Source organism: Psychrobacillus sp. Z16_25 (assembly GCF_056856695.1).
Genome location: NZ_JBXEOV010000018.1, coordinates 17,774 through 43,584 on the forward strand (window position 1 = coordinate 17,774; position 25,811 = coordinate 43,584).

At 39.0% G+C, this 25,811-nt stretch carries 24 protein-coding genes, 2 tRNA genes and 1 pseudogene; 24 read left to right on the forward strand and 3 right to left on the reverse strand.

Annotation, left to right across the window (positions count from 1 at the left end; all coding sequences use genetic code 11):
- Window positions 1-231: 231 nt before the first annotated feature.
- The 13 genes and pseudogenes from spoVG to yabQ form a co-directional block, all read left to right on the forward strand.
- Window positions 232-519: a septation regulator SpoVG gene (gene spoVG / locus AC1VU3_RS14975; RefSeq protein WP_480390490.1), complete on the forward strand. Its 288-nt coding sequence runs from the start codon at window positions 232-234 to the stop codon at window positions 517-519.
- A 357-nt stretch (window positions 520-876) separates the two neighbouring features.
- Entirely contained in the window at window positions 877-2,247 is a 1,371-nt protein-coding gene (gene glmU / locus AC1VU3_RS14980) for a bifunctional UDP-N-acetylglucosamine diphosphorylase/glucosamine-1-phosphate N-acetyltransferase GlmU (RefSeq protein ID WP_480390489.1), read from the forward strand.
- A gap of 28 nt (window positions 2,248-2,275) precedes the next feature.
- Window positions 2,276-3,235, forward strand: a complete 960-nt coding sequence (locus AC1VU3_RS14985; protein WP_480390488.1) for a ribose-phosphate diphosphokinase — start codon at window positions 2,276-2,278, stop codon at window positions 3,233-3,235.
- Between the two features lie 73 nt (window positions 3,236-3,308).
- A complete protein-coding gene (locus tag AC1VU3_RS14990) occupies window positions 3,309-3,911 on the forward strand; it encodes a 50S ribosomal protein L25/general stress protein Ctc (protein WP_482983901.1) in 603 nt (200 codons plus the stop codon).
- 133 nt (window positions 3,912-4,044) lie between these two features.
- Window positions 4,045-4,608, forward strand: a complete 564-nt coding sequence (pth, locus tag AC1VU3_RS14995) for an aminoacyl-tRNA hydrolase (protein ID WP_480390486.1) — start codon at window positions 4,045-4,047, stop codon at window positions 4,606-4,608.
- A 45-nt stretch (window positions 4,609-4,653) separates the two neighbouring features.
- Window positions 4,654-4,884, forward strand: a complete 231-nt coding sequence (locus tag AC1VU3_RS15000) for an anti-sigma-F factor Fin (RefSeq protein WP_482983902.1) — start codon at window positions 4,654-4,656, stop codon at window positions 4,882-4,884.
- Between the two features lie 79 nt (window positions 4,885-4,963).
- Window positions 4,964-8,491 carry a transcription-repair coupling factor gene (mfd, locus tag AC1VU3_RS15005; RefSeq protein ID WP_482983903.1) on the forward strand — a complete coding sequence of 1,176 codons (3,528 nt, stop codon included), beginning with the start codon at window positions 4,964-4,966 and terminating at the stop codon, window positions 8,489-8,491.
- An 88-nt stretch (window positions 8,492-8,579) separates the two neighbouring features.
- Entirely contained in the window at window positions 8,580-9,116 is a 537-nt protein-coding gene (gene spoVT / locus AC1VU3_RS15010) for a stage V sporulation protein T (protein WP_480390483.1), read from the forward strand.
- 229 nt (window positions 9,117-9,345) lie between these two features.
- Window positions 9,346-10,956, forward strand: a complete 1,611-nt coding sequence (locus AC1VU3_RS15015; protein WP_482983904.1) for a putative polysaccharide biosynthesis protein — start codon at window positions 9,346-9,348, stop codon at window positions 10,954-10,956.
- A 13-nt stretch (window positions 10,957-10,969) separates the two neighbouring features.
- On the forward strand, window positions 10,970-12,430 hold the full coding sequence (yabN, locus tag AC1VU3_RS15020) for a bifunctional methyltransferase/pyrophosphohydrolase YabN (RefSeq protein WP_480390481.1): 1,461 nt from the start codon (window positions 10,970-10,972) through the stop codon (window positions 12,428-12,430).
- A gap of 4 nt (window positions 12,431-12,434) precedes the next feature.
- Window positions 12,435-12,725 carry an RNA-binding S4 domain-containing protein gene (locus tag AC1VU3_RS15025; RefSeq protein ID WP_480390480.1) on the forward strand — a complete coding sequence of 97 codons (291 nt, stop codon included), beginning with the start codon at window positions 12,435-12,437 and terminating at the stop codon, window positions 12,723-12,725.
- Between the two features lie 113 nt (window positions 12,726-12,838).
- On the forward strand, window positions 12,839-13,141 hold the full coding sequence (yabP, locus tag AC1VU3_RS15030) for a sporulation protein YabP (RefSeq protein ID WP_480390479.1): 303 nt from the start codon (window positions 12,839-12,841) through the stop codon (window positions 13,139-13,141).
- Window positions 13,138-13,401: pseudogene (gene yabQ, locus AC1VU3_RS15035) on the forward strand (spore cortex biosynthesis protein YabQ); the annotation flags it as partial. The gene yabP and the pseudogene yabQ, both read left to right, overlap by 4 nt.
- Before the next feature lie 52 nt (window positions 13,402-13,453).
- On the opposite strand, the gene AC1VU3_RS15040 reads toward yabQ, so the two are convergent.
- Window positions 13,454-13,585, reverse strand: a complete 132-nt coding sequence (locus AC1VU3_RS15040; RefSeq protein ID WP_480390512.1) for a hypothetical protein — start codon at window positions 13,583-13,585, stop codon at window positions 13,454-13,456.
- Window positions 13,586-13,655: 70 nt separating this feature from the next.
- Between AC1VU3_RS15040 and AC1VU3_RS15045 the strand changes: the two genes are divergently transcribed.
- The 4 genes from AC1VU3_RS15045 (at window position 13,656) to AC1VU3_RS15060 (ending at window position 15,578) form a co-directional block, all read left to right on the forward strand.
- The gene (locus tag AC1VU3_RS15045; protein ID WP_480390478.1) at window positions 13,656-14,051 is read left to right on the forward strand and encodes an FtsB family cell division protein; all 396 of its coding nucleotides are present in this window, start codon (window positions 13,656-13,658) and stop codon (window positions 14,049-14,051) included.
- Between the two features lie 127 nt (window positions 14,052-14,178).
- Window positions 14,179-14,610, forward strand: coding sequence for a S1 domain-containing RNA-binding protein (locus AC1VU3_RS15050; protein WP_480390477.1), 432 nt, complete (start codon window positions 14,179-14,181; stop codon window positions 14,608-14,610).
- Between the two features lie 122 nt (window positions 14,611-14,732).
- Complete coding sequence (locus AC1VU3_RS15055; protein ID WP_480390476.1) at window positions 14,733-15,185, forward strand: DinB family protein; 453 nt, start codon at window positions 14,733-14,735, stop codon at window positions 15,183-15,185.
- Between the two features lie 105 nt (window positions 15,186-15,290).
- A complete protein-coding gene (locus AC1VU3_RS15060; RefSeq protein ID WP_482983905.1) occupies window positions 15,291-15,578 on the forward strand; it encodes a hypothetical protein in 288 nt (95 codons plus the stop codon).
- A gap of 661 nt (window positions 15,579-16,239) precedes the next feature.
- Here the strand turns inward: AC1VU3_RS15060 and AC1VU3_RS15065 are convergent.
- Both AC1VU3_RS15065 and AC1VU3_RS15070 read right to left on the reverse strand, forming a co-directional pair.
- Window positions 16,240-16,311 (reverse strand) — tRNA-Glu (locus AC1VU3_RS15065).
- A gap of 10 nt (window positions 16,312-16,321) precedes the next feature.
- Window positions 16,322-16,395 (reverse strand) — tRNA-Met (locus AC1VU3_RS15070).
- 270 nt (window positions 16,396-16,665) lie between these two features.
- On the opposite strand from AC1VU3_RS15070, the gene AC1VU3_RS15075 reads away from it, so the two are divergent.
- The 7 genes from AC1VU3_RS15075 to AC1VU3_RS15105 all read left to right on the forward strand — a co-directional run bounded on the left by AC1VU3_RS15075 (window position 16,666) and on the right by AC1VU3_RS15105 (window position 25,797).
- Complete coding sequence (locus tag AC1VU3_RS15075) at window positions 16,666-19,011, forward strand: SpoIIE family protein phosphatase (RefSeq protein ID WP_482983908.1); 2,346 nt, start codon at window positions 16,666-16,668, stop codon at window positions 19,009-19,011.
- A 50-nt stretch (window positions 19,012-19,061) separates the two neighbouring features.
- Window positions 19,062-20,462 (forward strand): tRNA lysidine(34) synthetase TilS, encoded by a 1,401-nt coding sequence (tilS, locus tag AC1VU3_RS15080; RefSeq protein ID WP_480390475.1) that lies wholly within the window; start codon window positions 19,062-19,064, stop codon window positions 20,460-20,462.
- Between the two features lie 16 nt (window positions 20,463-20,478).
- A complete protein-coding gene (hpt, locus tag AC1VU3_RS15085) occupies window positions 20,479-21,021 on the forward strand; it encodes a hypoxanthine phosphoribosyltransferase (RefSeq protein ID WP_480390474.1) in 543 nt (180 codons plus the stop codon).
- A 99-nt stretch (window positions 21,022-21,120) separates the two neighbouring features.
- Window positions 21,121-23,112 (forward strand): ATP-dependent zinc metalloprotease FtsH, encoded by a 1,992-nt coding sequence (gene ftsH, locus AC1VU3_RS15090; protein ID WP_480390473.1) that lies wholly within the window; start codon window positions 21,121-21,123, stop codon window positions 23,110-23,112.
- Between the two features lie 110 nt (window positions 23,113-23,222).
- The gene (locus AC1VU3_RS15095) at window positions 23,223-24,005 is read left to right on the forward strand and encodes a type III pantothenate kinase (RefSeq protein ID WP_480390472.1); all 783 of its coding nucleotides are present in this window, start codon (window positions 23,223-23,225) and stop codon (window positions 24,003-24,005) included.
- Window positions 24,006-24,887 carry an Hsp33 family molecular chaperone HslO gene (gene hslO, locus AC1VU3_RS15100; RefSeq protein ID WP_480390471.1) on the forward strand — a complete coding sequence of 294 codons (882 nt, stop codon included), beginning with the start codon at window positions 24,006-24,008 and terminating at the stop codon, window positions 24,885-24,887.
- Window positions 24,871-25,797, forward strand: a complete 927-nt coding sequence (locus tag AC1VU3_RS15105; RefSeq protein WP_480390470.1) for a peptidyl-prolyl cis-trans isomerase — start codon at window positions 24,871-24,873, stop codon at window positions 25,795-25,797. The genes hslO and AC1VU3_RS15105 overlap by 17 nt, the downstream gene beginning before the upstream one ends.
- Window positions 25,798-25,811: the final 14 nt, after the last annotated feature.

The window sequence follows — 25,811 nt, forward strand, 5'->3', positions numbered from 1 at the left end:
GGGTTTCTTTTAAAGATTTCGTTTTAAAAATAGTCGGCTGTAGAGTGACATTTAACTGCTTATTTAGTAAAAATTAAAATATTTTTTAAAAAAGTATTGCAAAGATAAAAATATTACTTATATACTATGTTATAATATTGAAAATATTCTTAACAATAAGAAGGACTTTTTATTTTTTTGTAGAATGATAAATAAATGATAAAAACAGCAGGATAAAAGGAGTGGAATTAAGTGGAAGTAACCGATGTGAGACTGCGAAAAGTAATAACTGATGGGCGCATGAGAGCTATCGCTTCCATTACCTTGGATGATGAATTTGTTGTTCATGATATAAGAGTAATCGAAGGAAATGATGGCTTGTTTGTGGCCATGCCAAGTAAGCGTACTCCAGAAGGAGAATTTCGCGATATAGCTCACCCAATAAATGTGAGTACTCGTGCTAAAATTCAAGAAGCAGTGTTGTACGCATATAATTTATGCGAAGATGTGGAAGAAAAGGTGCATGAAGCAACGGTATAATTACCATGTTTATATTGATTAACTATTAGCTGAAGAGTACTTATAACTTCGAAGTCTTTTCACCATACGTAGAAAGGCAGTTCCTACTAGGAGCTGCCCTTTTTAAATATCCGAGATTAAGATAACTGTTTACCTCTCCTCTATCTTTTCCCTTTATTTTGAACCGTTTACATTAAAAAACCGGCCTCTTCTCTTCTATTTTAAATTATTCTAAAAACTCAGATTAAAAATTATACATTTAAAAGTTATATATATTACTTGTTTTGTCATGTATTTGTCAAGAGATATTTCCTTGAAAAATAGCTTCATTTCCGATATAGTCAAAAGAGGAAATCAGCCACTGGAGGGAAAATATAAATGACAAATACTTATGCTGTTGTTTTGGCAGCCGGTAAAGGCACTCGAATGAAGTCAAACCTATATAAAGTATTACATCCTGTTTGTGGTAAGCCTATGGTTGAACATGTTATCGGAAACATGGAAAAAGTAGGGGTTGAAAAGATTGTTACAATTGTAGGGCATGGAGCTGAAAAAGTCCAAAGTGAATTGGGCGCTAGAAGCGAATATGCATTACAGGAGGAACAGCTTGGAACAGCGCATGCAGTCTTACAGGCTAAGGACGTGCTAGAAGGTCTTCCTGGAACGACGATTGTTGTTTGTGGGGATACTCCGCTAATTACTGCAGAAACTCTTCAAGAGCTATTAGAGCACCATCATTCCACAAAGGCGAAGGCTACCATTCTTACTGGCATCGCAGAAGATCCTACAGGCTATGGAAGGATCATACGTAATGAAGAAGGAAATGTGAAATATATTGTAGAACAGAAGGATGCTTCCTTAGAAGAACAAAAAGTAAAGGAAATTAACTCTGGTACTTATTGTTTTGATAACGAAGTTTTATTTAAAGCGTTAAAATTAGTAAAGAATGAAAATTCTCAAGGTGAGTATTACTTGCCCGATGTTATTGAGATTATACAGCAAGAGGGAGATATAATTTCTGCTTATGCAGCTAAGAACTTTGATGAAACGCTGGGTGTTAATGATAGAGTAGCGTTATCACAAGCTGAGAAAATTATGCGTGAAAGAATCGCACATTATCACATGCGTGAAGGTGTCACAATTATAGACCCACAAAGTACATATATCAGTAGCGATGCTGTCATAGGGTCCGACACCGTTATTCAGCCTGGTGTAATAATCGAAGGAAAAACTACTATTGGACAAAATTGTCATATTGGTCCAAACAGTCACATTGTTTCTAGCGTGATTGGTAATGGGTCTATTATTCACTCTTCTGTGATTCTTTCCAGTGAAATTGGAGAGGCTACTTCTGTTGGTCCATTTGCACATATAAGACCTGATTCAGAAGTTGGAAATAAGGTGAAAATCGGAAACTTTGTAGAAGTAAAAAAAGCCACTATAGGAGATGGAAGCAAGATTTCTCATTTAAGTTATATGGGCGATGCTTCTATAGGCTCTAATGTAAATATCGGCTGCGGAACAATTACCGTGAATTATGATGGGAAAAATAAATTTAAAACTACGATTGAGGACGATGTGTTTGTAGGTTGTAACTCTAATCTAGTAGCGCCTGTCACATTGGGAGCGGGTGCATATGTCGCAGCTGGAACTACCGTTACAAAAGATGTTCCGGGAGATGCGCTTGCCATTGGTCGCGCAAGACAAGAAAACAAAGATGGATATGTGAAAAAACTTAAACTAAAATAAGCAACCATTCAGGAGGATCAATCAAACCATGACTCACCGATATAATAACTCAAAGTTAAAAATATTTACGTTGAACTCGAACAAGAAATTAGCGGAAGAGATCGCAAAAGAAGTTGGAGTTCCACTAGGGAAAAGTACAGTTACCAGATTTAGCGATGGAGAAGTACAAATTAATATCGAAGAGAGTATCCGTGGGTGCGATGTGTTCATCGTGCAATCAACTTCTGGTCCTGTGAATGAGCATATTATGGAGTTATTAATCATGCTGGATGCGGTGAAACGTGCATCAGCAAGAACTGTTAGCGTAGTTATTCCTTATTATGGTTACGCACGACAAGATAGAAAAGCACGTGCTCGTGAACCAATCACTGCTAAGCTAGTAGCAAATCTCCTAACAACTGCAGGAGCTACTAGAGCAATCGTATTAGATTTACATGCACCACAAATTCAAGGTTTCTTTGATATCCCTATTGATCATTTAGTAGCAGTGCCGATTCTTTCAGATTATTTCTTAACAAAGAATTTCGATCCTTCCGAAGTGGTAGTAGTATCTCCTGATCATGGTGGTGTTACACGTGCTCGTAAAATGGCAGACAGACTGAAAACCCCAATTGCAATTATTGACAAACGCCGCCCAAGACCAAATGTGGCAGAGGTTATGAATATTGTTGGGAATGTAGAAGGAAAAACTGCCATCCTAATTGATGATATTATCGACACTGCAGGCACAATCTCTATTGCTGCTAATGCATTAATGGAAAGCGGTGCGAAAGAGGTCTATGCTTGTTGTACACATCCTGTATTATCAGGCCCAGCAATCGATCGAATTGATAGCTCTGTGATTAAAGAATTAGTAATAACTAACTCAATCGATTTAGCGGATGATAAAAGGTCTCCAAAAATCAAAGAGCTTTCAGTAGCAAAACTATTAGGTGACGCAATCGTTCGTGTGTTTGAAGAGAAATCTGTCAGCACGTTATTTGATTAATTGCTAAATGTTTGAGAATCCCCCCTCAGGGTATTATTTGGATATAGATATACCAGGTGGGAGGATGAATACAATGGGTACATTAATTAAGGCACAACGCAGAAAGAATAAAGAAAATACGATATTACGTAATAGTGGTTTCATTCCAGCAGTAGTGTATGGTTTTAAAACAGATTCTCAATCTATTGCAATAGATGAGAAAGATTTAGCGAAGACGCTTCGTGAAATTGGGAAAAATGGTGTTATGCGTCTTGATCTTGACGGTAAGGAGATCAATGTTATCTTAAATGATTACCAAATGAACATCCTACAAGGTAAAATGATTCATGTTGACTTTTTAGCAATCAATATGAAGGATGAGTTGGAGGTCAGTGTGCCTGTAACTGTTACAGGGGCGTCTGAAGGTGTTTCACAAGGTGGTTTATTGCAGCAGCCAAACCGTGAAATTACCATTGTAACAAAGCCTTCTAACATTCCTGAGGCGATAGAGGTAGATGTTACAGGTCTAGCAATTGGAGATACTTTAATGGTAGGCGATATCCGTAAAAAAGTTAAATATCCAATTGTACAAGATGATGAATTTACGTTAGTTACTGTTTTAGCACCAAAGCTGGACACTGAACCTGAAGAGGTAGAGGATACATCGGAAGTTCAGGAAAATGAGACTACAGATTAATTAAAAAAGAGATTGCCGATTGGCAGTCTCTTTTTTAACTCATACATATGCTTGATGGCTACTTTCCGATGAGATATTAAAAGTCCTATGTGCTAAAATGAAGAAAATATAGAATCAAAGGAATGGAATAAAGATGAAAATACTTGTAGGGCTTGGAAATCCGGGAAGCCAGTATGAAGCGACGAGACATAATGTCGGCTTCCATGTGATTGATGAGCTTTCTAAAAGATTAAACTTACCTTTAAATCAGTCGAAGTTTAAAGGTGTCTATGGAATAACTCATGTCGGCACGGAAAAGATAATGTTACTAAAGCCATTGACTTATATGAACCTGTCAGGCGAATGTATCGTCCCAATGATGGATTACTTTAATGTGGAGGATGATCAAATAGTCGTTATTTACGATGACTTAGATTTACAGGCAGGCAAGCTACGTTTGAGACAAAAAGGAAGTGCTGGAGGTCATAATGGAATAAAATCTATTATTCAGCACCTTGGAAGCCAAGAGTTTAATCGAATCCGCATTGGGATAGATCGCCCTAAAAATGGCATGAAGGTGCCGGACTATGTATTGTCCAAATTCACAGCTGATGAACTTCCGGAAATAGAAAATGCAGTGAAAAATAGTGCGGATGCATGCGAAGAATGGTTGTCGAAGCCATTTTTAGAAGTGATGAATAAATATAATGGTGCATAAATGGTAGGGAATATGCCTATACTTCTTTTAAAAGGGGGTATAGGTATGCCAATTCGTTACAAATGCCGTCACTGTGAAACAGAAGTTGGTCAATTACCTTTTGACTCAATTGACCAGGAGTTTCTAAATAAACACGAAATTAAACCTGAAGAACAACATATTTATATAGTAAACGAAGAAGAAGGGAATTTTGTGGTGAGATGCATCTGTGAGGAATGTCAGCATTCTCTTCAAAAGTTTCCTAATTACTATGCTTTGAAAAAATGGATACAGTAATTGCTTTGACACATGGGGTGTACAAAGCATTTTTCTGTTTAAGCTTATTAGCTTTTGTAATGATTAAAGGTGGGTTGAAATGGAACTTCTAAGTAAATTATTAATCGAAGATATACAATTGCAGAATCTAGTGAAAGATTTAGAGAAAGGGAACGACCAGCAGCTTGTAACAGGTCTTTCTGGGAGTGCAAGAGCAGTTTTTACTAAGCTGTTACATGGCTCGTTAAAAAAGTCTGTATTAATTATTACACCTAATCTCCTTCATGCCCAAAAACTAACAGAGGATTTAATCAAGCTTTTAGGTGAAGATTTAGTCAGACTATATCCTGCTGATGAGCTGATTTCAACAGATATATCTGTTGCGAGTCCTGAGTTGCGTGCTCAACGATTAGAGACGATTGATCATATGTTATCAAACTCTACAGGTGTATATGTAGTACCTGTAGCTGGGTTAAAAAAGCATATACCTGGAGTAGAAGAATGGAAGAGAAACAGGATTTCTATTTCGGAAGGTGAAGAAATTGTTGTTGATCATCTAGTTCAAAGTTTAGTAGATATAGGATATGTTCGACAGCCTATGGTTACAACACCCGGAGAATTTGCTATGCGTGGCGGAATCATAGATATTTATCCACTATATCTAGAGGATCCAATTCGGATAGAGCTGTTTGATACTGAAGTGGACTCCATCCGAACTTTTTCTGCGGAAGATCAACGTTCCTTAAAAAAGCTGAAAGAAATAAGAATCCTCCCTGCGACTGAGTATGTCTTCACAAGAGAAAAGAAGATTCTGTTGGCAGAAAGACTAGAGGATGCTCTAGCAGATAGCTTAAAAAAGGTGAAGCTTCCAGAAATAAAGGAAAAATTCTATCAAAATATTCAGCAGGATATTGAGGAGCTAAAACAAGGTGAGACGCCAAAAGAGGCATTGAAATACGTCTCCCTTTTAGATGGAAATAGCTTTTTAGGTGACTACTTTGCGAAAAATGGAATCGTATTATTTGATGAGTTGGGTAGAGTTCAGGAAGTAGCAGAAACATTAGAAAGGCAAGAAAATGATTGGTTTTTAGCATTACTTGAAGAGGGGAAAACAGTTCATAAAGTAAAGCCTTCCTTTACTATGAAGGAAATTTTACAAAAAATAGCTCAGTCTAAGGTGTACTTATCTTTATTTTCAAGAACGTTTGGTGGTATATCCATTAAGAAAAACATAGGTTTTTCATGTAAACCAATGCAAAATTTCCATGGCCAAATGCATTTGTTAAAAAATGAAACAGAGCGTTTTATGCAAGGGAAATTTCGAGTGGTCATACTAGCAGATAGCAGTGAACGAGTACAAAAAGTGCATGAAGTATTAGAGGATTATGAAATAGTTTCACAGATTGGAGCTAATTCAAGTGATTTAACACGTCCGGGTATCTTTATTATAGAGGGAGATTTAGAGGCAGGTTTTGAGCTTCCTTTACAAAAAATGGCTGTTATCACAGACTCGGAATTGTTTAAACAGAAGCATAAGAAAAAAGCTCGCGCTCAAAAGGTTACAAATGCAGAAAGAATAAAAAGCTATTCAGAGATTAAGCCAGGGGACAATGTTGTACATATTCACCATGGTATCGGTAAATATATTGGTATAGAAACACTACTGGTAAATGGCGTGCATAAAGACTACCTGCATATTCGATACCGCGGAGATGATAAATTATTTGTTCCTGTAGATCAAATTGATCTTATCCAAAAATATGTTCCTTCAGGTGAAAAAGATCCGAAGCTCCATAAACTAGGGGGCACAGACTGGAAGAAAACAAAATCGAAGGTATCAGCTGCTGTCCAAGACATAGCAGATGAATTGCTAAAGCTTTATGCAAAGCGAGAGGCAGAAGTTGGATATGCGTTCGAACCAGATGGAGAAATGCAAAGAACCTTTGAGGCAGCTTTTCCGTATGAGGAAACAGAGGACCAGCTACGGACAATTCAAGAGGTTAAACGTGATATGGAAAGAGCGCGTCCAATGGATCGCTTGGTATGTGGGGATGTTGGATACGGTAAGACAGAAGTCGCAATAAGAGCTGCCTTTAAAGCGGTAATGGAAGGGAAGCAGGTTGCTTTTCTCTGCCCAACTACCATTCTTGCTCAGCAGCATTACGAGACAATGATTGAGAGGTTTCAGGACTTTCCTATCGAGGTTGGCTTGCTAAGTCGATTCCGTACGAAAAAACAGCAGGCAGAAACAATTAACGGGCTAAAAAAGGGTATGGTTGATGTAGTGGTCGGAACACATCGCATTCTTTCGAAGGATGTGGAGTACCATGATTTAGGGTTACTGATAGTCGATGAAGAGCAGCGATTTGGTGTAAAGCATAAGGAAAAAATCAAGCAGTTAAAAACAAATGTTGATGTGTTAACGCTTACCGCCACTCCTATTCCTAGAACACTGCATATGTCCATGATTGGTGTGAGAGACCTTTCTGTAATTGAAACGCCACCAAAAAATCGTTTTCCTGTACAGACTTATGTAATGGAATATAACGGAGTACTTGTCCGAGAAGCTATTGAAAGGGAATTAGCTAGAGGAGGACAGGCATTTTACCTTTATAACCGTGTAGAGGATATAACTCGTAAGGTAGATGAAATTCAAGCACTTGTTCCTACTGCCAGAGTTGGCTATGCACATGGTCAAATGTCAGAAACCGAGCTAGAATCCGTCATTATTAGCTTTTTAGAAGGAGAGTATGACGTTTTAGTCACCACAACTATTATTGAAACAGGCATAGACATACCGAATGTTAATACGCTGATCGTCCATGACGCAGATAAAATGGGATTATCTCAGCTTTATCAGTTGAGAGGGCGTGTTGGCCGTTCAAACCGAGTGGCTTACGCATATCTTCTTCATCAAAGAGACAAGGTGCTTACGGATGTGGCAGAGAAACGTTTACAGGCGGTCAAAGAATTCACCGAGCTGGGCTCTGGATTTAAAATCGCGATGAGGGACTTGTCCATCCGTGGAGCAGGAAATTTGTTAGGTTCTCAGCAACATGGATTTATAGATTCGGTAGGATTCGATTTATATACTCAGATGTTAGAAGAAGCAATAGAGGAACGTCGTACTGGTGTCAAAAAGGAAGAGGCTGAAGAAATAGAAATTTCACTTAGTACAGAGGCCTATATTTCCGATGAATATATACCAGACGGTTATCAAAAAATCCAAATGTACAAACGAATTAAAGCGATGGAAAAAGAAGAAGAATATTTAGAAATAGTAGATGAGCTTCAGGATCGTTTTGGAGATATACCGCTTCCGGCAGAAAGATTACTCCGTATTGCTCGTATGAAGGTATGGGGAAAAGAAGTCGAGGTAGAATCTATTAAGGAGAATAACAAGAAGGTTTCTATTAGGATTAGTAAAGAAGGTACCAAGCAAATAGACGGAGCGATGCTAGTCGAGGAAACCATGAAATTTGGTCGAGCGGTAGGATTTCATATGGACCAAGCCAACCTTATTGTTACCATTGACGGTAGAAAAACAGATAGAAATGAACCCTTTGATGTGTTAGAAGAAGTGATGAAAATCCTGCCTAAAACAAAAAAGATAGAAGAAGTAAAATAGCGCTTTGCATATTATTTGGTAATGTGATGCATACTATGGCAGAAATAAACTTTTATTTCCATTCTGTCGAAAGAGAGGCACACATTACATGAAAGCAACAGGAATTGTACGTCGTATTGATGATTTAGGTAGAGTAGTTATTCCAAAAGAAATTCGTCGAACTCTTCGTATTCGTGAAGGAGATCCACTGGAAATTTTCACTGACAGAGAGGGAGAGGTAATTCTCAAGAAATACTCCCCGATTAATGAACTTGGAGATTTTGCAAAGGAATATGCAGAAACGTTATACGAGACCCTAGGTACTCCAGTATTAATTAGTGACAGAGATGAAATGATCGCTGCAGCTGGACTTTCCAAAAAGGATTATTTAAAACGTCGAATTAGTCCAGAAGTAGAGGAAATCATAACGGGCCGTAACGTCATTGTAGAAAAGCATGAGAACTCTGTAGAATGGATACCAGGGGTAACGGAAACTGTAAAGTCCTATTGTATTGCTCCTATTATTGCTGCAGGAGATCCTATTGGTGCTATTTTAATCTTCTCTAAAGTGCATTTTATTGGCGAAGCTGAATTAAAGGCTATAGAAACTGCGGCTAACTTTTTAGCAAAACAAATGGAAAATTAATCATCACATTTCAATTAAAGCTTATTTTCCATAGCCTTCCTCTTTCATTGAGGAAGGTTTTTTGTATTTCCGCTTTCCGGTCCCTCGAGTCAAATGTGGCACGACTGCGGTGGCTGGAGAACAGCCTCCTCGCCGTACCCCATTTGCTGGTCGTGGCAGACATAGGCGCTTACGCTTTTCTTGTATTGATGTATAATAATGCTATTGATGGAGAAGAAGGGGTAATACTATGAGTAGTGAATGGAATATGAAGTCCTACATGAAGGGAGCTGCGCTTCTAACAATAGCGGCTATTATCGTAAAACTGCTGAGTGCGGTTTACAGGGTTCCCTTTCAAAACTTGGTTGGTGATGAAGGTTTCTATATCTATCAACAGGTGTATCCCTTCATTGCGATTATTACGACTTGGACTTCATATGGTTTTGCAGTAGCTTTATCGAAAATTCTCTCTGATTATGCTGCTGTAGGGAAAGAAAATGCTTTAGATCAAGTAAAGAAAATAGCATTTTTCTATATAGGATTCATTTCCCTCGTTTTCTTTTTTATTTTATATTTCGGAGCAGAATTTATTGCGGATGCAATGGGAGATCGTCAGCTAGCGCAATTATTACATTCGGGCTCATTCGTCATTTTATTAATGCCTTTTTTAGCTGTACTGAAGGGAAGCTTTCAGGCAGAGGGTCAGATGGCACCGGTTGCATATGCCCAGATAATTGAGCAGGCTGTACGGGTCTCTGTCATTTTAATTGGTGCCTGGATTGTTGTATCCACTAGCTTTGATTTGTATAAAGCAGGGAGTACTGCTATGTATGGGGCTGTTGTAGGAGAACTAGCTGGTATTTTATTTTTAGCTGTGCTCTATTGGAAGGTCATGAATCGGAAGGAATATAAATCTTCCTCGAGGCTTGTTGATAAATGGCGGGTTGTGAAAGAGTTAACTGCCATCAGTATTAGCGCAAGTATAAGCTCTATGCTCTTTCTGTTGCTACAGCTTGTCGATTCTTTTACTGTCTTTCAGCTTTTATTGGACAGTGGGGTAGAGAAGCTTGCAGCGATGGAAATCAAGGGAATTTACGACCGAGGACAGCCATTGGTACAGCTTGGTATTGTGATAGCTTCCACTCTATCTTTAGCAATCGTTCCTTTGGTTGCTCATCGAATGAATAGCAACAAGGGAAGGAGCGCTGTTCCTTTTATGCAGTTAACTTACCGAGTGGCATGCACATTTGGTGTGGCAGCAGCTCTTGGTTTGATTGTAGTAATGCCTTTTGTAAACGAAATGCTGTTCCAAACAAAGGCGGAGTCTGTTACTTTAATGGTATTTTCCATCCAAATTATTTGGATGTCCTTTATTTTAACCCTTATGGCGATGCTACAGGGAAGTGGAATAGTAAAACTCCCAACCTTTTTGCTGTTAATGGGTGTGATTTTAAAATGGATCGGCAATATTACACTGGTGCCTAGCTATGGAATACTCGGAGCTGCTATTTCTGGTAACATAAGCTTAGTTGTTGTGTTTTTATTAATGCTTCTTTATGTGAAAAAAAGCTGGAAGATGACATTTGCACCAATAAAGTTTTATCTTGGAATACTTATATCCTCGCTTGCCATGGTAGTCGTAGTGGTTGGGTATACAAATTTAGCTGAATCTCTTCTATTCGCTTGGCTAGAAGGCCGTATGCAATCGGTTCTCATCTCACTGACGGCGGTGTTTCTTGGAGCGGTAACCTTTTTATATGTGCTAGCAAAGAGAAGAGTGATTGCAGAAAAAGAGTGGTACCTGCTTCCATTTGGGAAAAGAATGGCAGCGATTCAATTATGGTTAAATAAACAAAAATAAGGTTGTGAAGCTTATGAACAAAATAGTAGTGATTGGATTGGGAGCAAGTGATCTAGAGCAGCTTCCACTAGGGATATATAAAAAGCTTCTGCAAGCAGAAAATTTATATGTTCGAACGGAGCAGCATCCTGTTCTTCAAGAACTGAAGGCTGAAGGAGTAACATGGAAGAGCTTCGATACTCTATATGAAAAAAACGACCGTTTTGAAGATGTCTATTCGGCGATTGTGGAGGAGTTATTACAGCTATCCAATGAAAATACAATTATCTATGCCGTACCTGGTCACCCTTTAGTAGCGGAACAGACAGTACAGCTATTGATAGAGGCAGAAAAGGATGGAAGAGTGCAGCTTGAAATCGAAGGTGGGCAAAGCTTTTTAGACCCTATCTTTAATGCGTTGCGCATCGATCCTATCGAAGGTTTTCAATTACTAGATGGAACTAGTCTTCATCGTGACGACTTACATATGAATGCCCATTTGTTAATAGGACAAGTATACGATTCCTTTAGTGCATCAGAGGTAAAGCTCACACTGATGGAAAAATATCCAGATGATTATGAGGTCACCTTAGTGACAGCTGCTGGTTCCACCCAGGAAAAGCTGCAGAAGGTGCCATTATATGAAATAGATCGGGTCATGACTCTAGATAATTTAACCACCTTGTATGTACCTCCAGTAAAGGAAATGGAAAATCGAATAAAGGAGTGGCAAACTTTTCGAGAGATTATTGCTACTTTAAGAGGGCCAGACGGTTGTCCATGGGATAAGGAGCAAACTCATAGCTCCTTAAAGAAATATGCTATAGAAGAAGTATATGAGCTACTCCAGGCGATTGATGAAGAAGATGATGATCACCTTGTCGAAGAACTAGGAGACGTATTGCTGCAGGTATTTTTGCATGCTCAAATAGGGGAAGACGAGGGTTACTTTAGTATGGAGGACGTCTTGGCCTCCGTTGCTGAAAAGATGATTAGAAGGCATCCACATGTCTTTGGAGATGTGAAGGTTGAAAATACAGAGGATGTGTCACGTAATTGGCAGGAGATTAAGGAGAACGAGCAAAGTGTCAGTAGCGACTCTATATTGGATGGAGATTGGAGAGCAGACTCCTCCTTGTTAACTTCCTTTAATTATCAAAAGCGTGCAGCAAAATTTGGATTTGATTGGCCAGAGGTTTCAGAGGCTTGGAAGAAGTTTGAGGAAGAGCTAGCTGAATGGAAGGAAGAGTTAAAAGGAGGATCGAAAGAGACGCAAACCGATGAATTAGGAGACGTCCTCTTCACGATTGTGAATCTTGCAAGATTCTATGGTCTGTCGCCAGAGCTAGCAATGATGCAGGCAAATAATAAATTTAAAAGAAGGTTCCAATATATTGAGAAAAGAGTAGCAGAAGGTAGGGGAGAATTTTCTCTTTATAGCCTAGAGGAGCTCGATGAGTTTTGGAACGAAGCAAAAAAGTTAGAGAGGTTGTGAGACGATGAGATTAGATAAGTTTTTAAAGGTATCTAGGTTAATTAAGCGAAGAACGTTAGCAAAGGAAGTAGCAGATCAAGGAAGAGTGACGATCAATGGGAAAGTAGCTAAGGCAAGCTCAACGGTGAAACCAGGAGACGAGCTTTCTATCCGGTTTGGGCAAAAGGTTGTAACGGCGCAGGTTAATGAAGTAAAAGAGAATGCGAAGAAAGAAGATGCGGCTAAGATGTTTACTATCTTGAAAGAAGAGCGCCTTGAAAAAATAGAGCCTGAGTTTATTGACGATGAAGACTAAAGCATATATTCTCTTCTCTCTAAAATAAAAGTTAAGAAAAAAAGCATGAGATTTAGTCATGCTTTCTTTTTTTTATGCATAGAATCTATTAGGACAAGGAGAGGAGAGAGGATATGCAATATCAAGCAGAAAATCAAACAATCACAATTCCAACGGGGGACCACTTAATTTCGCTAAGAAATCGAAAGAGAATGGACCTAACATCTGTCAAAGCAATTGAAAGATTTGATCAACAAGAATTTTTCGTTCGCACATCTCAAGGCACCCTTCATATTAAAGGGGAAGATTTGAAGATTGTCCATCTGGATGTAGACAAAGGTCTACTGACATTAGAAGGTATCGTCCAGGCAATACAATACGCAGATGAGCAAAGCATAGACGGTGCTAGAGGATTACTTCATAAGTTATTCGGATGACGCTTTCCTTACAGTTTTTTAGTTTGTTACTAATGATGATTAGTGGAGTCATCGTAGGAGCCATCATAGAGGGATTGCGTTTTGTTATGCATAGTGCGCCAAGACGCTCCTTCTTTTATAAATATCGTATCTACATCGAGATAGTAGCCTGGATCGTCCTTGGTCTGGGAACCTTTTATATTCTTTACACAGTTAGAGATGGTATTTGGCGAATATATGATCCGCTTGCCCAATTGCTAGGAATTCTCTTATATGAACAAGTATTTCAGCCCGTTTTTCGCTTTGCTGGACGAGTTTGTTTACGCTTCATAATTAGGCCTTTATGGATTCTATTAAAGCTACTAACTGGGTTAGTTCTAAAATTTGTACAACTTCTTTTAAAATTTCTGCGGTTTTTACTGTCACCAATTGTTTATATTTATAAAAATACATTGCATTTGGCACTACAGAATTTCCTAAAAAAACGATATAATAAGAAAAGTAGAATTCCTAAAGTAGAATAGGAGAGTGAGACATGAGGCAGGAGCGATATAAAGCACCAACTGAACAACATATTACATCTATTAATACAGACTACGTGCGTTCTGTCCAACGTCGTGAAACTCAAAATAAGTCTCGTAAAATAAGACTTATTAGACGCCTAGTTGCTTTTAGTATTTTTTCTATGCTGCTTATAGGTTTCCTAGTGTCTGCACTGGTAAACAGCAAGCAAACTTTAGCAGAAAAGCAACTACAAAAGGAAGAAGTTGCAGTGGAGCTTGAAAGAGTTCAAGAAGAGCAGGAAATGCTTAAAATGCAAATTTCCAAGCTTAATGATGATGAATACATTGGAAAACTTCTTAGAAAAGAATATTTTCTATCCGAAGAGGGAGAAATCATCTTTTCCTTACCTGAGGATAGTGACAAATAATGAAAAATTTGTAGTCAAAAAGAGTGTCTTGTTGACACTCTTTTTTTGTTAGCTATAATAAAAGATAAGAATGTGTATACTACTCGTTCTAAGAGTCGCTTAAATTTTAAGGAGGAGCATTTTTTTTATGTCAATTGAAGTAGGCAGCAAGGTACAAGGTAAAGTAACAGGAATCACTAACTTTGGAGCATTCGTCGAGCTACCAGGAGGCTCAACAGGTCTTGTTCACATTAGTGAAGTTGCAGATAACTATGTGAAGGATATTAATGATCATTTAAAAGTTGGCGATATGGTCGAAGTGAAAGTGATGAATGTTGAAGCGGATGGCAAAATCGGCTTATCTATTCGTAAAGCAAAGCCACAAGCAGAGAGACCGGAGAGACCAGAACGTCCACAGCGTCCACGCAACAACAACCGCCCGAACGACCGTGATCGTCCGAGCAAAGAGAATTTTGAGCAAAAAATGGCGAAGTTCCTAAAGGATAGTGAAGATCGTTTGTCTACGTTAAAGCGTGCAACAGAATCTAAGCGCGGCGGACGTGGCGCAAAAAGAGGATAATACGCTGTCTGTTTTATCGGTAGAAAAAATGTTTAATAGATGAAGAACTAGAGGTGCACAGCTTAGCTGGGCACCTCTTTTTATAACTAAAAGAATTTATTTTCAAAACTGGGGGTAGGGGATTGAGAAAAGTAGAGATTTTAAGGGAGCATCAACGTTACGTGGAATGGCTAGATTCTTTGCAAAGTTATTCGGAAGAGGAAGGAAGAAAACCTTACAGGGAGGGTAAATGGTCACCAAAGGAAATAATTATGCATTTAGCAGAATGGGATCGTTTTACGCTAGAGAATCGATTACCAAGAATGAAGGAGGGAGAAATACATGAAAGGTATCCTGATTTCCAAGAGTTTAATGCAAAGGCCGCTGCCTCAGCGAATAAACAAACATTTAAAGAAACCATTGCTCATGCAAAAGAGCAACGCACTAAGATTATGGAGCAACTACAAAAAATAGATGAAACGGAATGGGAAAAAATCTTTTACATCGGAGAACGCCCTATGTCTATCCGTCAGTATTTCACAGATTTTATCGAGCATGACTTACACCATAAGGTTCAGATTTCAGGTTATCTGTAAATGAGGAGTCTGAGAGGCTGGAATAAAGCCTATTCCTAAATTCTATAATGAGAAGTTTTCGGCCGAATTGCTAATGCCTATCAGGCTTATGATAAGCATGAAAGAATGAAAAAAATCATTCAATTAGTAGAGAAGAACTTAGAGCCGTATCGTGGAAGATTGTTTGAAGGCTTGTCGTTAATAAAGAGGAGAAAAAAGAATATGAGGCTGGACAAATCGAATGAGTTTATTTTACGATCAAATAATCAGAGGATTGGGAATGGAAAGATTATGTCCTTTTTAAAATTTCTTGACCAAAATTTATTTTTAATAGGTAATTTTATTGGTTCGAAGCAGCGTCGGCGACTCCTGTGGGAGCAGGTGGTAGGAGAGCCAGCACAACCGCACGCGTAAGCGTTGGGTGCTGGCTTGTTACGCCCCCACGGAAAGCGTCCGACGCAGCGGAGAACCTAAATCTCAAAAATTAAGAAAGTACGTATTATTCTAATTGTATAATGAATCACACGTGCTTCCACAGTCTACTCTGTAAGCGTACTTGCAATAAAATTCCTTCTGCTCGACAGGTATTTCCATTAAAATCATCTAACATTCAGTTACAAAATACTGTTTCATGCGGATATCTTCCATTGACCAAGGAATTGGTCCCTTCGACAATAAACCCTCAGCTTTTTTTGAATGTCCTTAAGAATTCTTTCATCTTTTAAAATTACTCCTTCAAAAAACATTCTAGAGAGGGTGGACTTTGTTCGATGCCAGTCCGAAGCGAAGAAACTCTTATAGAATGCTAGATTATACATTTCAATCAGCCAATTTTAAATGTGAAGAGATTCCCTATAGGCATAGGGAATAGATGAATCAAAGATAAAGATATCGAAATCTAACGTAGAATTAGATTTGCCTCTTACGACACTAACAGCCAGAAGCACAGCCTGACATAATGGAAAATGACGTTTAACAAATTGGAACGCTGCTGTATGAGCTTCAGACCTTTGCAGTTATTCCTTTAAAAATAGATAAAAAAATAGCAGCTACAAAGTAGCTGCTATTTGTAAGATGACCCCTACGGGATTCGAACCCGTGTTACCGCCGTGAAAGGGCGGTGTCTTAACCGCTTGACCAAGGGGCCGTATATATAATGGCGGCAGAGGGGATCGAACCCCCGACCTTACGGGTATGAACCGTACGCTCTAGCCAGCTGAGCTACGCCGCCGTTCTCTTAACAACAAATATCATATTACAAGCGATTGGACAAAGTGTCAATACTTTTTTTAAAACTAAATAGTTCGACTTTTGAAGGGGTAAATAGTTCCCCCTCGACTTGTTTAGAGAAAAATTATTAGAACCTTACAAAGCCCTTTTTTTCTAGCCAATCTAGTCGAAAAGTTTTTAAGGAGGAATATCAGGAAGTGACATTCTTCTCGTAATAGCGAAGGTATACTTCGAACAAGAGTTGAATAGGAGGTATACCCAATTGAAAACAATGTATGAACAGGAACAAAAAAAGTTTTATTTCTGGCGCAGCTTCATAGAAGGGATAAAAGCAAGGAAGATCACGCTGTTGTTTACCGTAATATTCTTTTTATTAACATTCTTTGGAGCACAGGTGGTTTTGTTTGAGGCAACAGTTCCCTTTTTCTTACCCATTTGGGCACTTGTTCATCTTAGATTCCCACGCTATATCCCTTGGACAATAGCTGGGGCTGTACTAGGAAGCTTAACGTTAGGCATAGGACAACTTACTATACATGCACTACAAGCACTCCTTTTTAAGTTTCAAGGGAAAAGGATTATAAGAAAAATACCGGTTCCGTTATTTGTTTTCTTGGATATTATACTTGTTCAGCTGATCTGGCAGCTTATCTCCTATGGGGGTGAGGTACCAGTATCCATCTGGCTATCCATTGGATATGAGGGGATACTAAGCCTATTTATGACGCTGTTTTTGTTTCAGCTCTTTCTGCCTTTACCAGAGCTTCTTCACCGTAAGTGGACAAACGAAAGAATGGGAGCAGCTTTACTAATCGGAGCACTAATACTAACAGGGATGTCATCATTAATAGTTGGTTATGTATCGATTCCATTAATCATTGCACATCTCGTTATCGTAATAGCAGCAGCTGTAGGAGGAGCTCAGTTGTCTACAGTGGTAGCAGTCCTAGCAGGTAGTATTTTAAGTATTTCAACGCTCAGCTTTAGCGGCATGATTGCTGTATACGCGGTAACAGGGTTTTTCGCTGGCCTGCACAGGAGATTCGGACGGCTATGGCAGGCTTTTAGCATGCTTGGCGTCACCTTTTTCTTTATTTTATATGATCAAACCTTGCCTCTAGATAGTGTTTATATAGGGTCTCTTGTAGCGGCCTCTTTACTTTTCTTTATGATACCGTCCCAGTGGATTAGCGATTTAAAGAACCATTTATATCCTGACGCAACTCATGTTCTTTTACGGAGACAAAAATGGATGACAGAGAAGGTACACCATCAATTACAAGAGTTTCAGTATTTTGTTGATTTTATCACTGGTTTTATTACACAAAAATTCGAGAAAAAAGGGGGGACCTTAGAACAGCCAGAACTTTTACATGTCTGTCAGTCATGCTTTCATTATGAAAAATGCTGGGGGGAAAAATCTAATGGAATTCCAAACCTAATAAAACAGTGGGAGGAGCAGCCGAATAAGACAAGGATCCATTTAGAAATTAAACTTCAAAATAAATGTGTGAAGCCAAGTGTGATTATACAGGAGCTTAAAGAAAGAGAGGCTAAGAAACAGCTGCAGCTGGAGATGCAGCATGGTAAGAAAATGTTTGCTTTAAAACTGAGAGATATGGGACAGCATATGAGTGAGCTGATGAACAATTTAGAAAGTGGGGTTTCTCTATATACATCTCATGAAGAAGAACTAAAACAAAAGCTTCAGCAGTGCAATGTCGATTTTTTTCAGATAGATGTGCTAAGTATTGAAAAAGGACAAATGGAAATTGTATGCTGCCTACCTGTAGAGGCACGAGGAAAGATGTTAGGAGAAAGAATGATTCTTCCTATTCTTTATGAATTGTGGAAGGAGCCATTTGAAATTATTTCGGAAAGAGAGTTGCAGCAACCTTACAATCATATACAAATGACCTTTAAGTCATCTGTTCGTTTTCAAGTAACACATGATGTTTATACATCCTCTAGCAGAAATACAATCTATTCAGGAGATGCTCATGCTGTTTTTCAATTGCATCCAGGTTTACTAGCAGTTATTTTATCTGACGGAATGGGTAATAATATAGAGGCACATAGAGAAAGTAGAAGAGTCATGCAGTTTATGCGTGAATGCTTAAACAAAAAAATGGATCCAGAAACAACGATGCATACGCTACATTACATGATGAGTCTACAGGATGAAACGGATAGCTATGCAACAGTAGATTTAGCCTTAATTGATTTGCAAAAGGGAGAGCTTTGGTCTTGGAAGGCCGGCAGTATGTCTACGTATTTGATAAGAGGGAAGGATATGCGTAAAATTGAAAGCAAGCATGTCCCATTTGGATTTTTACCAACCATTTCTATAGAGGCAAGAAAAGTAGATATAAAGGATGGAGATATTTTACTTATGCTTTCGGATGGCGTGTTTTCTTCTAAAACAACAATTGAAAAACAGGAGCAATATTACCGAAAAATATTGCAAGACCCAACCATTAATGCAGAGCGATTTGTGAAGATTTTAGAAGAAACCTATTCGTTGCCGGGTGATGACCGGACTGTTATTTTTATGCAAGTGAAACACGCTGTTCCTGAATGGTCTATATTTTCACCAAGAGAGGCGGCTAGATACTAAGAAAAATGCTACAATAATCTAAAGGATGTTGAAAGAGAGAGGGTGAGAAGATGCACCAATTCGTCCGAAAGGTGAAACAATATATTGACAAGCACCAGCTGATTGAAAAGGGAGAGCGTCTTCTTATCGCCTGCTCTGGTGGGGCTGACTCTGTAGCTGCAGTTCTCGTAATGAAAGAGTTGGCGAGCGTTTATGAATGCGAGCTAGGAATTGCTCATACAGACCATCGATTAAGAGGAAAAGAGTCTGCAGAGGATATGGACTTTGTATTAAAATTAGGAGAAAAATTACGTATTCCTGTTCATGCAACCACACTTCAAGTACCAGAGCGAATTGAAGCTGAAGGTGGAAATGTTCAACTGATCTGTAGGGAGGAAAGATACTCTTTTTTTGAACAAGTAGTAAGGAACCATGACTATCATAAACTCATTTTCGGCCATCATGGAGACGACCAAACGGAAACAGTATTAATGACAGTGATCAGAGGATCTTTAAGTAATGCAATTACTGGAATCCCCAATATGCGTCCATTTTCAACAGGTCAGATTATTCGCCCGCTTCTTAATGTGACGAAGAAGGAGATTATGGAGTATTTAAATGAATGCAACGTAGGCTATCGACATGACCCTAGTAATGATAAGCATACATACACACGCAACCGTATCAGACATCGAATCGTCCCTTTATTGGAAGAAGAAAATCCGAATATCAATGAGGCGATCCGTACCTTGGTAGAAAAACAACAACAAGATGATGATTTTCTGTGGCAGCTTGCAAAGGATAAGTTTGAACAGCTTGTGACAGTTGAGAGTGAAGGGGTCTTCTCACTCAATACTAGCACATTTTCGAAGATTCCCCTTGCTTTACAAAGGAGATTGATTCTACTACTATTAGAGTATCTATATAAAAACTCCGACATACTACTTAATGACCGTCTGATTGAATCTATTTTAGCAGCCTGCAATGAACAGGAGGGCCATGCTGTTTTACATTTGCCCAACGGTTTCTTCCTCATTCGTCATTACCAAGTAGTTCAATTTACCTCTTCTAATCCACAAAATGCTTTTAAGTTAAGAGAACAAATTTTTCTAGAAGAGAACAAATGGACTAATTGTGGTGCTGGATTTTCTATCTATTTAACACGGAATATAGGTGAAGTACAATTCTCAGATGAAAAATGGTTTGTTCATGTAGAAAAAGACATGCTTCCCCTTAAGATTAGACAAAAGAAAAATGGAGACCGCATACAAATAAAAGGAATGCGCGCCTCCAAAAAAATTTCACGTCTATTTATAGATGAAAAGGTCCCATTAGAGGAACGGCTAGTATGGCCACTGCTAGTGACTGCCAAAGATGATATAATAGCAGTAATCGGCATACGTTACGGAGTACAATTTTCGAAGCAAGGCAGTTCGCAAAATTATGTATTATACATAAGGCGAAATCAATAATTTAGGGGGACCAATCATGCTAGAGAAGGACATTCTAGAAGTATTAATAACAGAGGAGCAAATTCAAGAAAAGACGAATGAGCTTGGTGCGTTATTGTCAGCAGATTATGCAGACAAGTTCCCACTTGCAATAGGAATCTTAAAGGGTGCAATGCCTTTTATGTCCGATTTAATGAAGCGAGTAGATGCTTATATTGAAATGGATTACATGGATGTATCGAGCTACGGAAATGCGACAGTTTCTTCTGGAGAAGTAAAAATTGTCAAAGACTTAAACACTAGTGTGGAAGGCAGAGACATTCTTATTATTGAAGATATCATTGATAGTGGGATGACTTTAAGCTATCTAGTGGATCTTTTAAAGTATCGTAAAGCAAAATCCATTAAAATCGTGACCCTATTGGATAAGCCTTCTGGTAGAAAAGTAGACTTGGAAGCAGATTATGTTGGTTTTGAAGTGCCAGATGCGTTTGTTGTAGGTTACGGATTAGATTACGCAGAAAAATATAGAAATTTACCATACGTTGGTGTGCTGAAAAAAGAAGTGTATTCTTTTTAGTATAAGTATCCAAGTTTAGAGGCTTTTTGTTGTACGCCCAAAATTTCGTATGATAAGATAATCAGTAGTTTTTCTGTTTACCTTGTGAGGAGGCTAGGAATGAATCGAGCATTGCGCTACGCCATATTGTATTTACTGATATTTTTTGTGATTGTTGGTATATTCGCTACGTTTAATAATAGCAATCAACCAACTAAAGATATTCGTTACGACGAATTCATCACAGCTCTTGAAAAAGGAGAGGTAACAAGCTTCTCTATGCAACCTGAACAAGGTGTTTACTTTGTTGAAGGGAAAATGAAGGGCTATGAAGAGGGAGAGACGTTTTTAACAAAGCTTCCTTATAATAGTGAAAATTTACAAGAAAAGATACGTTCATTAGCAGCGGCTCAAGCGATAGAAGTAGAAGTTATTGAACAATCCAAAACGAGTGGATGGGTTCAATTCTTTACTGGCTTATTACCCTTCTTAATTATCATTATTTTGTTCTTCTTCTTATTAAGTCAATCACAGGGCGGTGGAAACCGTGTGATGAACTTTGGTAAGAGTAAGGCAAAATTATATGATAACGAGAAGAAAAAGGCCAAATTTGCAGATGTTGCTGGGGCAGATGAAGAAAAAGCAGAGCTTGTAGAGGTTGTAGATTTCTTAAAAGACCCTCGTAAATTTGTAGAAATTGGTGCACGTATCCCTAAGGGTATCCTTTTAGTAGGTCCACCGGGAACCGGTAAAACCTTACTTGCACGTGCTGTTGCCGGTGAAGCCGGCGTACCTTTCTTCTCAATTAGTGGTTCTGATTTCGTAGAAATGTTTGTTGGTGTAGGGGCTTCCCGTGTACGTGACTTATTTGAAAATGCGAAAAAGAACGCTCCGTGTATCATATTTATTGACGAGATCGACGCAGTTGGTCGCCAACGTGGTGCAGGTCTTGGTGGCGGACACGATGAGCGTGAGCAAACACTTAACCAGTTACTAGTTGAGATGGACGGCTTTGGTGCTAATGAAGGTATTATCATTATCGCTGCGACAAACAGACCGGACATTCTAGACCCAGCATTATTGCGTCCTGGACGTTTCGACCGTCAAATCACAGTAGGTCGCCCGGATGTAAAAGGTCGTGAAGCTGTACTTAAAGTACACGCACGTAACAAGCCTTTAGATGATACTGTAGATTTAAAAGCAATAGCTTCTCGTACTCCAGGCTTTTCTGGTGCAGACCTAGAGAATCTTTTAAACGAAGCGGCATTGGTTGCTGCTAGAAGAAATAAAAAGAAAATTGATATGTCTGACATTGATGAAGCAACAGACCGAGTTATTGCAGGTCCTGCAAAATCAACGAAGGTTATATCAGAAAAAGAACGTAAAATCGTTGCCTTCCATGAAGCAGGTCACGTAGTAATCGGTTTAACCTTAGATGATGCAGAAGTCGTTCACAAGGTAACAATCGTTCCTCGTGGTCAGGCTGGCGGTTATGCAGTAATGCTTCCAAAAGAAGATCGTTACTTTATGACAAAGCCAGAGCTTTTGGATAAAGTCGCTGGTCTATTAGGAGGACGTGTGGCTGAGGACATCGTGTTTGGGGAAGTATCTACAGGTGCCCATAATGACTTCCAGCGCGCAACAAGCATCGTAAGAAGCATGGTAACGGAATACGGCATGAGTGATAAATTAGGTCCAATGCAATTTGGTCAATCTCAAGGTGGTAACGTTTTCTTAGGCCGTGACTTCAACTCCGAGCAAAATTACTCCGATAAGATTGCTTACGAAATTGATCAAGAAATGCAAACAATGATTAAAGAACAATATGAACGAACAAAACAAATTCTAACAGAAAAACGTGATTTGCTAGACCTTATCGCGAATACACTCTTAGAAGTAGAGACATTAGATGCTGCTCAGATTCTTCATTTAAAGGATCATGGTACGCTTCCTGAGCGAAACTATGGCCAAAACACTGAAGAAACAACTGAGGATGCAACCGAAATCACTTCGGATGCAGTAGGAGCTCCAAATGATCCGACAATTGGAGACTTACCAAGCGAAGACGGTTCTAATGATCCAGATTCACCAATTCAGGAAGAACGTCGATAATAATAGGAAAGCTGATTGCTCTCGTATGTGCACGAGGCAATCGGCTTTTTTCTTATATAGAAAATATGGTATGATGTTTTGGAAAAACTAGAAAAGTGAGGATATGCTCCATGATTCTCGTTTTAGATATCGGAAATTCAAATATTGTGTTAGGAGTCTTTCAAGATGAGCAGCTCATCCATCACTGGCGCATAGAAACAGATCGTCGTAAGACAGAAGATGAATACGGCATGCAGGTAAAAGCACTATTTTCACATGTTCATATATCATTCGATCAAATTGAGGGAATCATTATTTCATCTGTTGTGCCACCCATTATGTTTTCCCTTGAATCCATGTGTAAAAAATATTTTGGAATAAAACCACTAATAGTGGGGCCAGGTGTGAAAACTGGACTAAATATAAAATACGAAAACCCACGAGAAGTCGGGGCTGATCGTATTGTAAATGCTGTTGCAGCTATTCATGAGTATGGTTCTCCTCTTATTATTGTAGATTTTGGTACTGCCACAACGTATTGCTTTATTAACGAAAAGGCAGAATACATGGGGGGAGCAATTGCTCCAGGGATAGGTATTGCTACAGAAGCGCTATTTACTAAGGCAAGCAAGCTTCCGCGTATTGAGCTTGCGACGCCAGAGCATGTAGTAGGAAAAAATACAATAGCTGCAATGCAATCTGGTATTGTTTTTGGGTATGTAGGTCAGGTTGAGGGTATAGTAAATCGTATGAAAAAGGTAGCGAAGAAAAGGCCTACTGTTATAAGTACTGGAGGTATGGCATCTCTTATCGCAAGTGAAACTGCGGTTGTAGATATCATCGACCCGTACCTGACTTTAAAGGGCTTACATTTAATATATAAACGAAACTTAGATGAAAGAGGTAATAAATAGATGAATGATTATTTAGTAAGAGCATTAGCTTTTGATGGAAGTGTCCGTGCATTTGCCGTTCGTACCACAGAGACAATTGGGGAGGCGCAGCGTCGCCACGAAACATGGCCAACTGCTTCCGCAGCTTTAGGAAGATCAATGACTGCTGCAGTAATGATGGGCGCTATGTTAAAGGGAGAGGACAAACTCACTGTTAAGGTAGAGGGGAATGGTCCTATTGGTCCGATGATTATTGATAGTAATGCGAATGGTACGGTACGTGGCTACGTGACCAATCCACAAACCCATTTTGATTTAAATGCTATAGGTAAGTTGGACGTAAGAAGGGCAGTCGGTACAGAAGGTGCTATCACCATTGTTAAAGACTTAGGAATGCGTGATTTCTTCACTGGACAAGTGCCAATTGTTTCTGGAGAAATTGCAGAGGACTTTACTTATTACTTCGCTTCCTCTGAACAAGTTCCGTCTTCAGTGGGGCTTGGTGTGCTAGTAAACCCTGATAACTCTATCTTGGCTGCGGGTGGTTTTATTATTCAGCTAATGCCAGGGACAGATGATGAAACTATCACGATAATAGAGGAGCATTTAGCGAATATGCAGCCAGTTTCAAAGTTAATTGAAAAGGGCTTAACACCAGAAGAGTTGCTATATGAAATTTTAGGTAAAGAAAACGTGAAAATTTTAAATGATATGCCAGTATCTTTTCAATGTAACTGTTCAAAAGAGCGCTTTGCAAGTGCTATAATTAGTCTAGGAGAAGAAGAAATTCGTGATATGATTCATGAGGATGGCGGAGCAGAGGCTCATTGTCATTTCTGTATGGAAAAGTATCAATATTCAATAGATGAACTGGAGTCCTTTATAGATGAAATCAATTCGTAATAACACCCCACCACCAACTAAACGACGCTTAAAAACAAAACCTACGCTAATGCTTATTAGCATACTACTGCTTGGAAATCTGTTGTGGTTTATTGCTTGGTTAATACCAAACAATGATGTCCAGGATTCTGAGGAAGTGGCAACTGTTGGTGGGAAGGCTATTACGAAAGAACAATGGGTTGCCGAGATGGAGTCCAGGTATGGAAAAGAAGTCTTACTAGACATGGTAAATACAGAGGTCATGGAAGCGGCTGCCAAAAGAAATAATATTAAGGTGACTGAAGAGGAAGTGGACTTAGAGCTAGCTTTGACTGTCTCTAGCCAAGAAGGAAACGACACTTCCCTTCAGGCTTTTGATGAAGAAACACTCAGGAAAAAAATTCGGTCGAGACTTATATTAGAAAAGGTTCTCACAAAGGATCTTGGTGTTGAAAAGAAATCGATCGAAGATTTCTATGAAAACAACCAAAACCTCTTTGACATACCAACCTCTTACCGAGCGAGTATCATTTATGTGTCAAGCGAGGGAGAAGCAAAAGAAGTAGTAAAGCAATTAAATAATAAATCTTCCTTTGAAGGGCTGGCAAGAGAGCTTTCTATTGACCCTAGCTCCGCTAGCTTAGGAGGAGATATTGGGTACATAACTGTGGAAACACCAAATTTAGACTCTGCTATTGCTCAAGCTGTGTCAAAAATTGATGAAGGCAAATGGAGTGATGCCATCAGCTTGGAGGATGGTCGATATGCTGTTGTGCTTGTAGAGGATATCATAAAAGGCCAATCCTTCTCTTTTAAAGAAGTAGAAGAGCATATTAAGAGAGATCTGGCGCTTAATCAGATTTCTCAATCGGTTCCACCACAATCCTTTTGGCAGGAGTTCGATGCTAATTGGTTATATGGAGAAGAATAAACGCATCCTTAGGG

Bases quoted from the DNA above. Each gene is read 5' to 3' on its own strand.
- pth (WP_480390486.1), top strand. From the start codon at position 4,045: ATGAAAATACTTGTAGGGCTTGGAAATCCGGGAAGCCAGTATGAAGCG.
- AC1VU3_RS15045 (WP_480390478.1), top strand. From the start codon at position 13,656: ATGAGGCAGGAGCGATATAAAGCACCAACTGAACAACATATTACATCT.
- AC1VU3_RS15060 (WP_482983905.1), top strand. From the start codon at position 15,291: ATGAAAAAAATCATTCAATTAGTAGAGAAGAACTTAGAGCCGTATCGT.
- glmU (WP_480390489.1), top strand. From the start codon at position 877: ATGACAAATACTTATGCTGTTGTTTTGGCAGCCGGTAAAGGCACTCGA.
- AC1VU3_RS15015 (WP_482983904.1), top strand. From the start codon at position 9,346: ATGAGTAGTGAATGGAATATGAAGTCCTACATGAAGGGAGCTGCGCTT.
- AC1VU3_RS15025 (WP_480390480.1), top strand. From the start codon at position 12,435: ATGAGATTAGATAAGTTTTTAAAGGTATCTAGGTTAATTAAGCGAAGA.
- AC1VU3_RS15095 (WP_480390472.1), top strand. From the start codon at position 23,223: ATGATTCTCGTTTTAGATATCGGAAATTCAAATATTGTGTTAGGAGTC.
- yabP (WP_480390479.1), top strand. From the start codon at position 12,839: ATGCAATATCAAGCAGAAAATCAAACAATCACAATTCCAACGGGGGAC.
- AC1VU3_RS15000 (WP_482983902.1), top strand. From the start codon at position 4,654: ATGCCAATTCGTTACAAATGCCGTCACTGTGAAACAGAAGTTGGTCAA.
- AC1VU3_RS14990 (WP_482983901.1), top strand. From the start codon at position 3,309: ATGGGTACATTAATTAAGGCACAACGCAGAAAGAATAAAGAAAATACG.
- AC1VU3_RS14985 (WP_480390488.1), top strand. From the start codon at position 2,276: ATGACTCACCGATATAATAACTCAAAGTTAAAAATATTTACGTTGAAC.
- tilS (WP_480390475.1), top strand. From the start codon at position 19,062: ATGCACCAATTCGTCCGAAAGGTGAAACAATATATTGACAAGCACCAG.
- AC1VU3_RS15105 (WP_480390470.1), top strand. From the start codon at position 24,871: ATGAAATCAATTCGTAATAACACCCCACCACCAACTAAACGACGCTTA.
- AC1VU3_RS15050 (WP_480390477.1), top strand. From the start codon at position 14,179: ATGTCAATTGAAGTAGGCAGCAAGGTACAAGGTAAAGTAACAGGAATC.
- ftsH (WP_480390473.1), top strand. From the start codon at position 21,121: ATGAATCGAGCATTGCGCTACGCCATATTGTATTTACTGATATTTTTT.
- spoVT (WP_480390483.1), top strand. From the start codon at position 8,580: ATGAAAGCAACAGGAATTGTACGTCGTATTGATGATTTAGGTAGAGTA.
- AC1VU3_RS15075 (WP_482983908.1), top strand. From the start codon at position 16,666: ATGTATGAACAGGAACAAAAAAAGTTTTATTTCTGGCGCAGCTTCATA.
- hpt (WP_480390474.1), top strand. From the start codon at position 20,479: ATGCTAGAGAAGGACATTCTAGAAGTATTAATAACAGAGGAGCAAATT.
- hslO (WP_480390471.1), top strand. From the start codon at position 24,006: ATGAATGATTATTTAGTAAGAGCATTAGCTTTTGATGGAAGTGTCCGT.
- yabN (WP_480390481.1), top strand. From the start codon at position 10,970: ATGAACAAAATAGTAGTGATTGGATTGGGAGCAAGTGATCTAGAGCAG.
- mfd (WP_482983903.1), top strand. From the start codon at position 4,964: ATGGAACTTCTAAGTAAATTATTAATCGAAGATATACAATTGCAGAAT.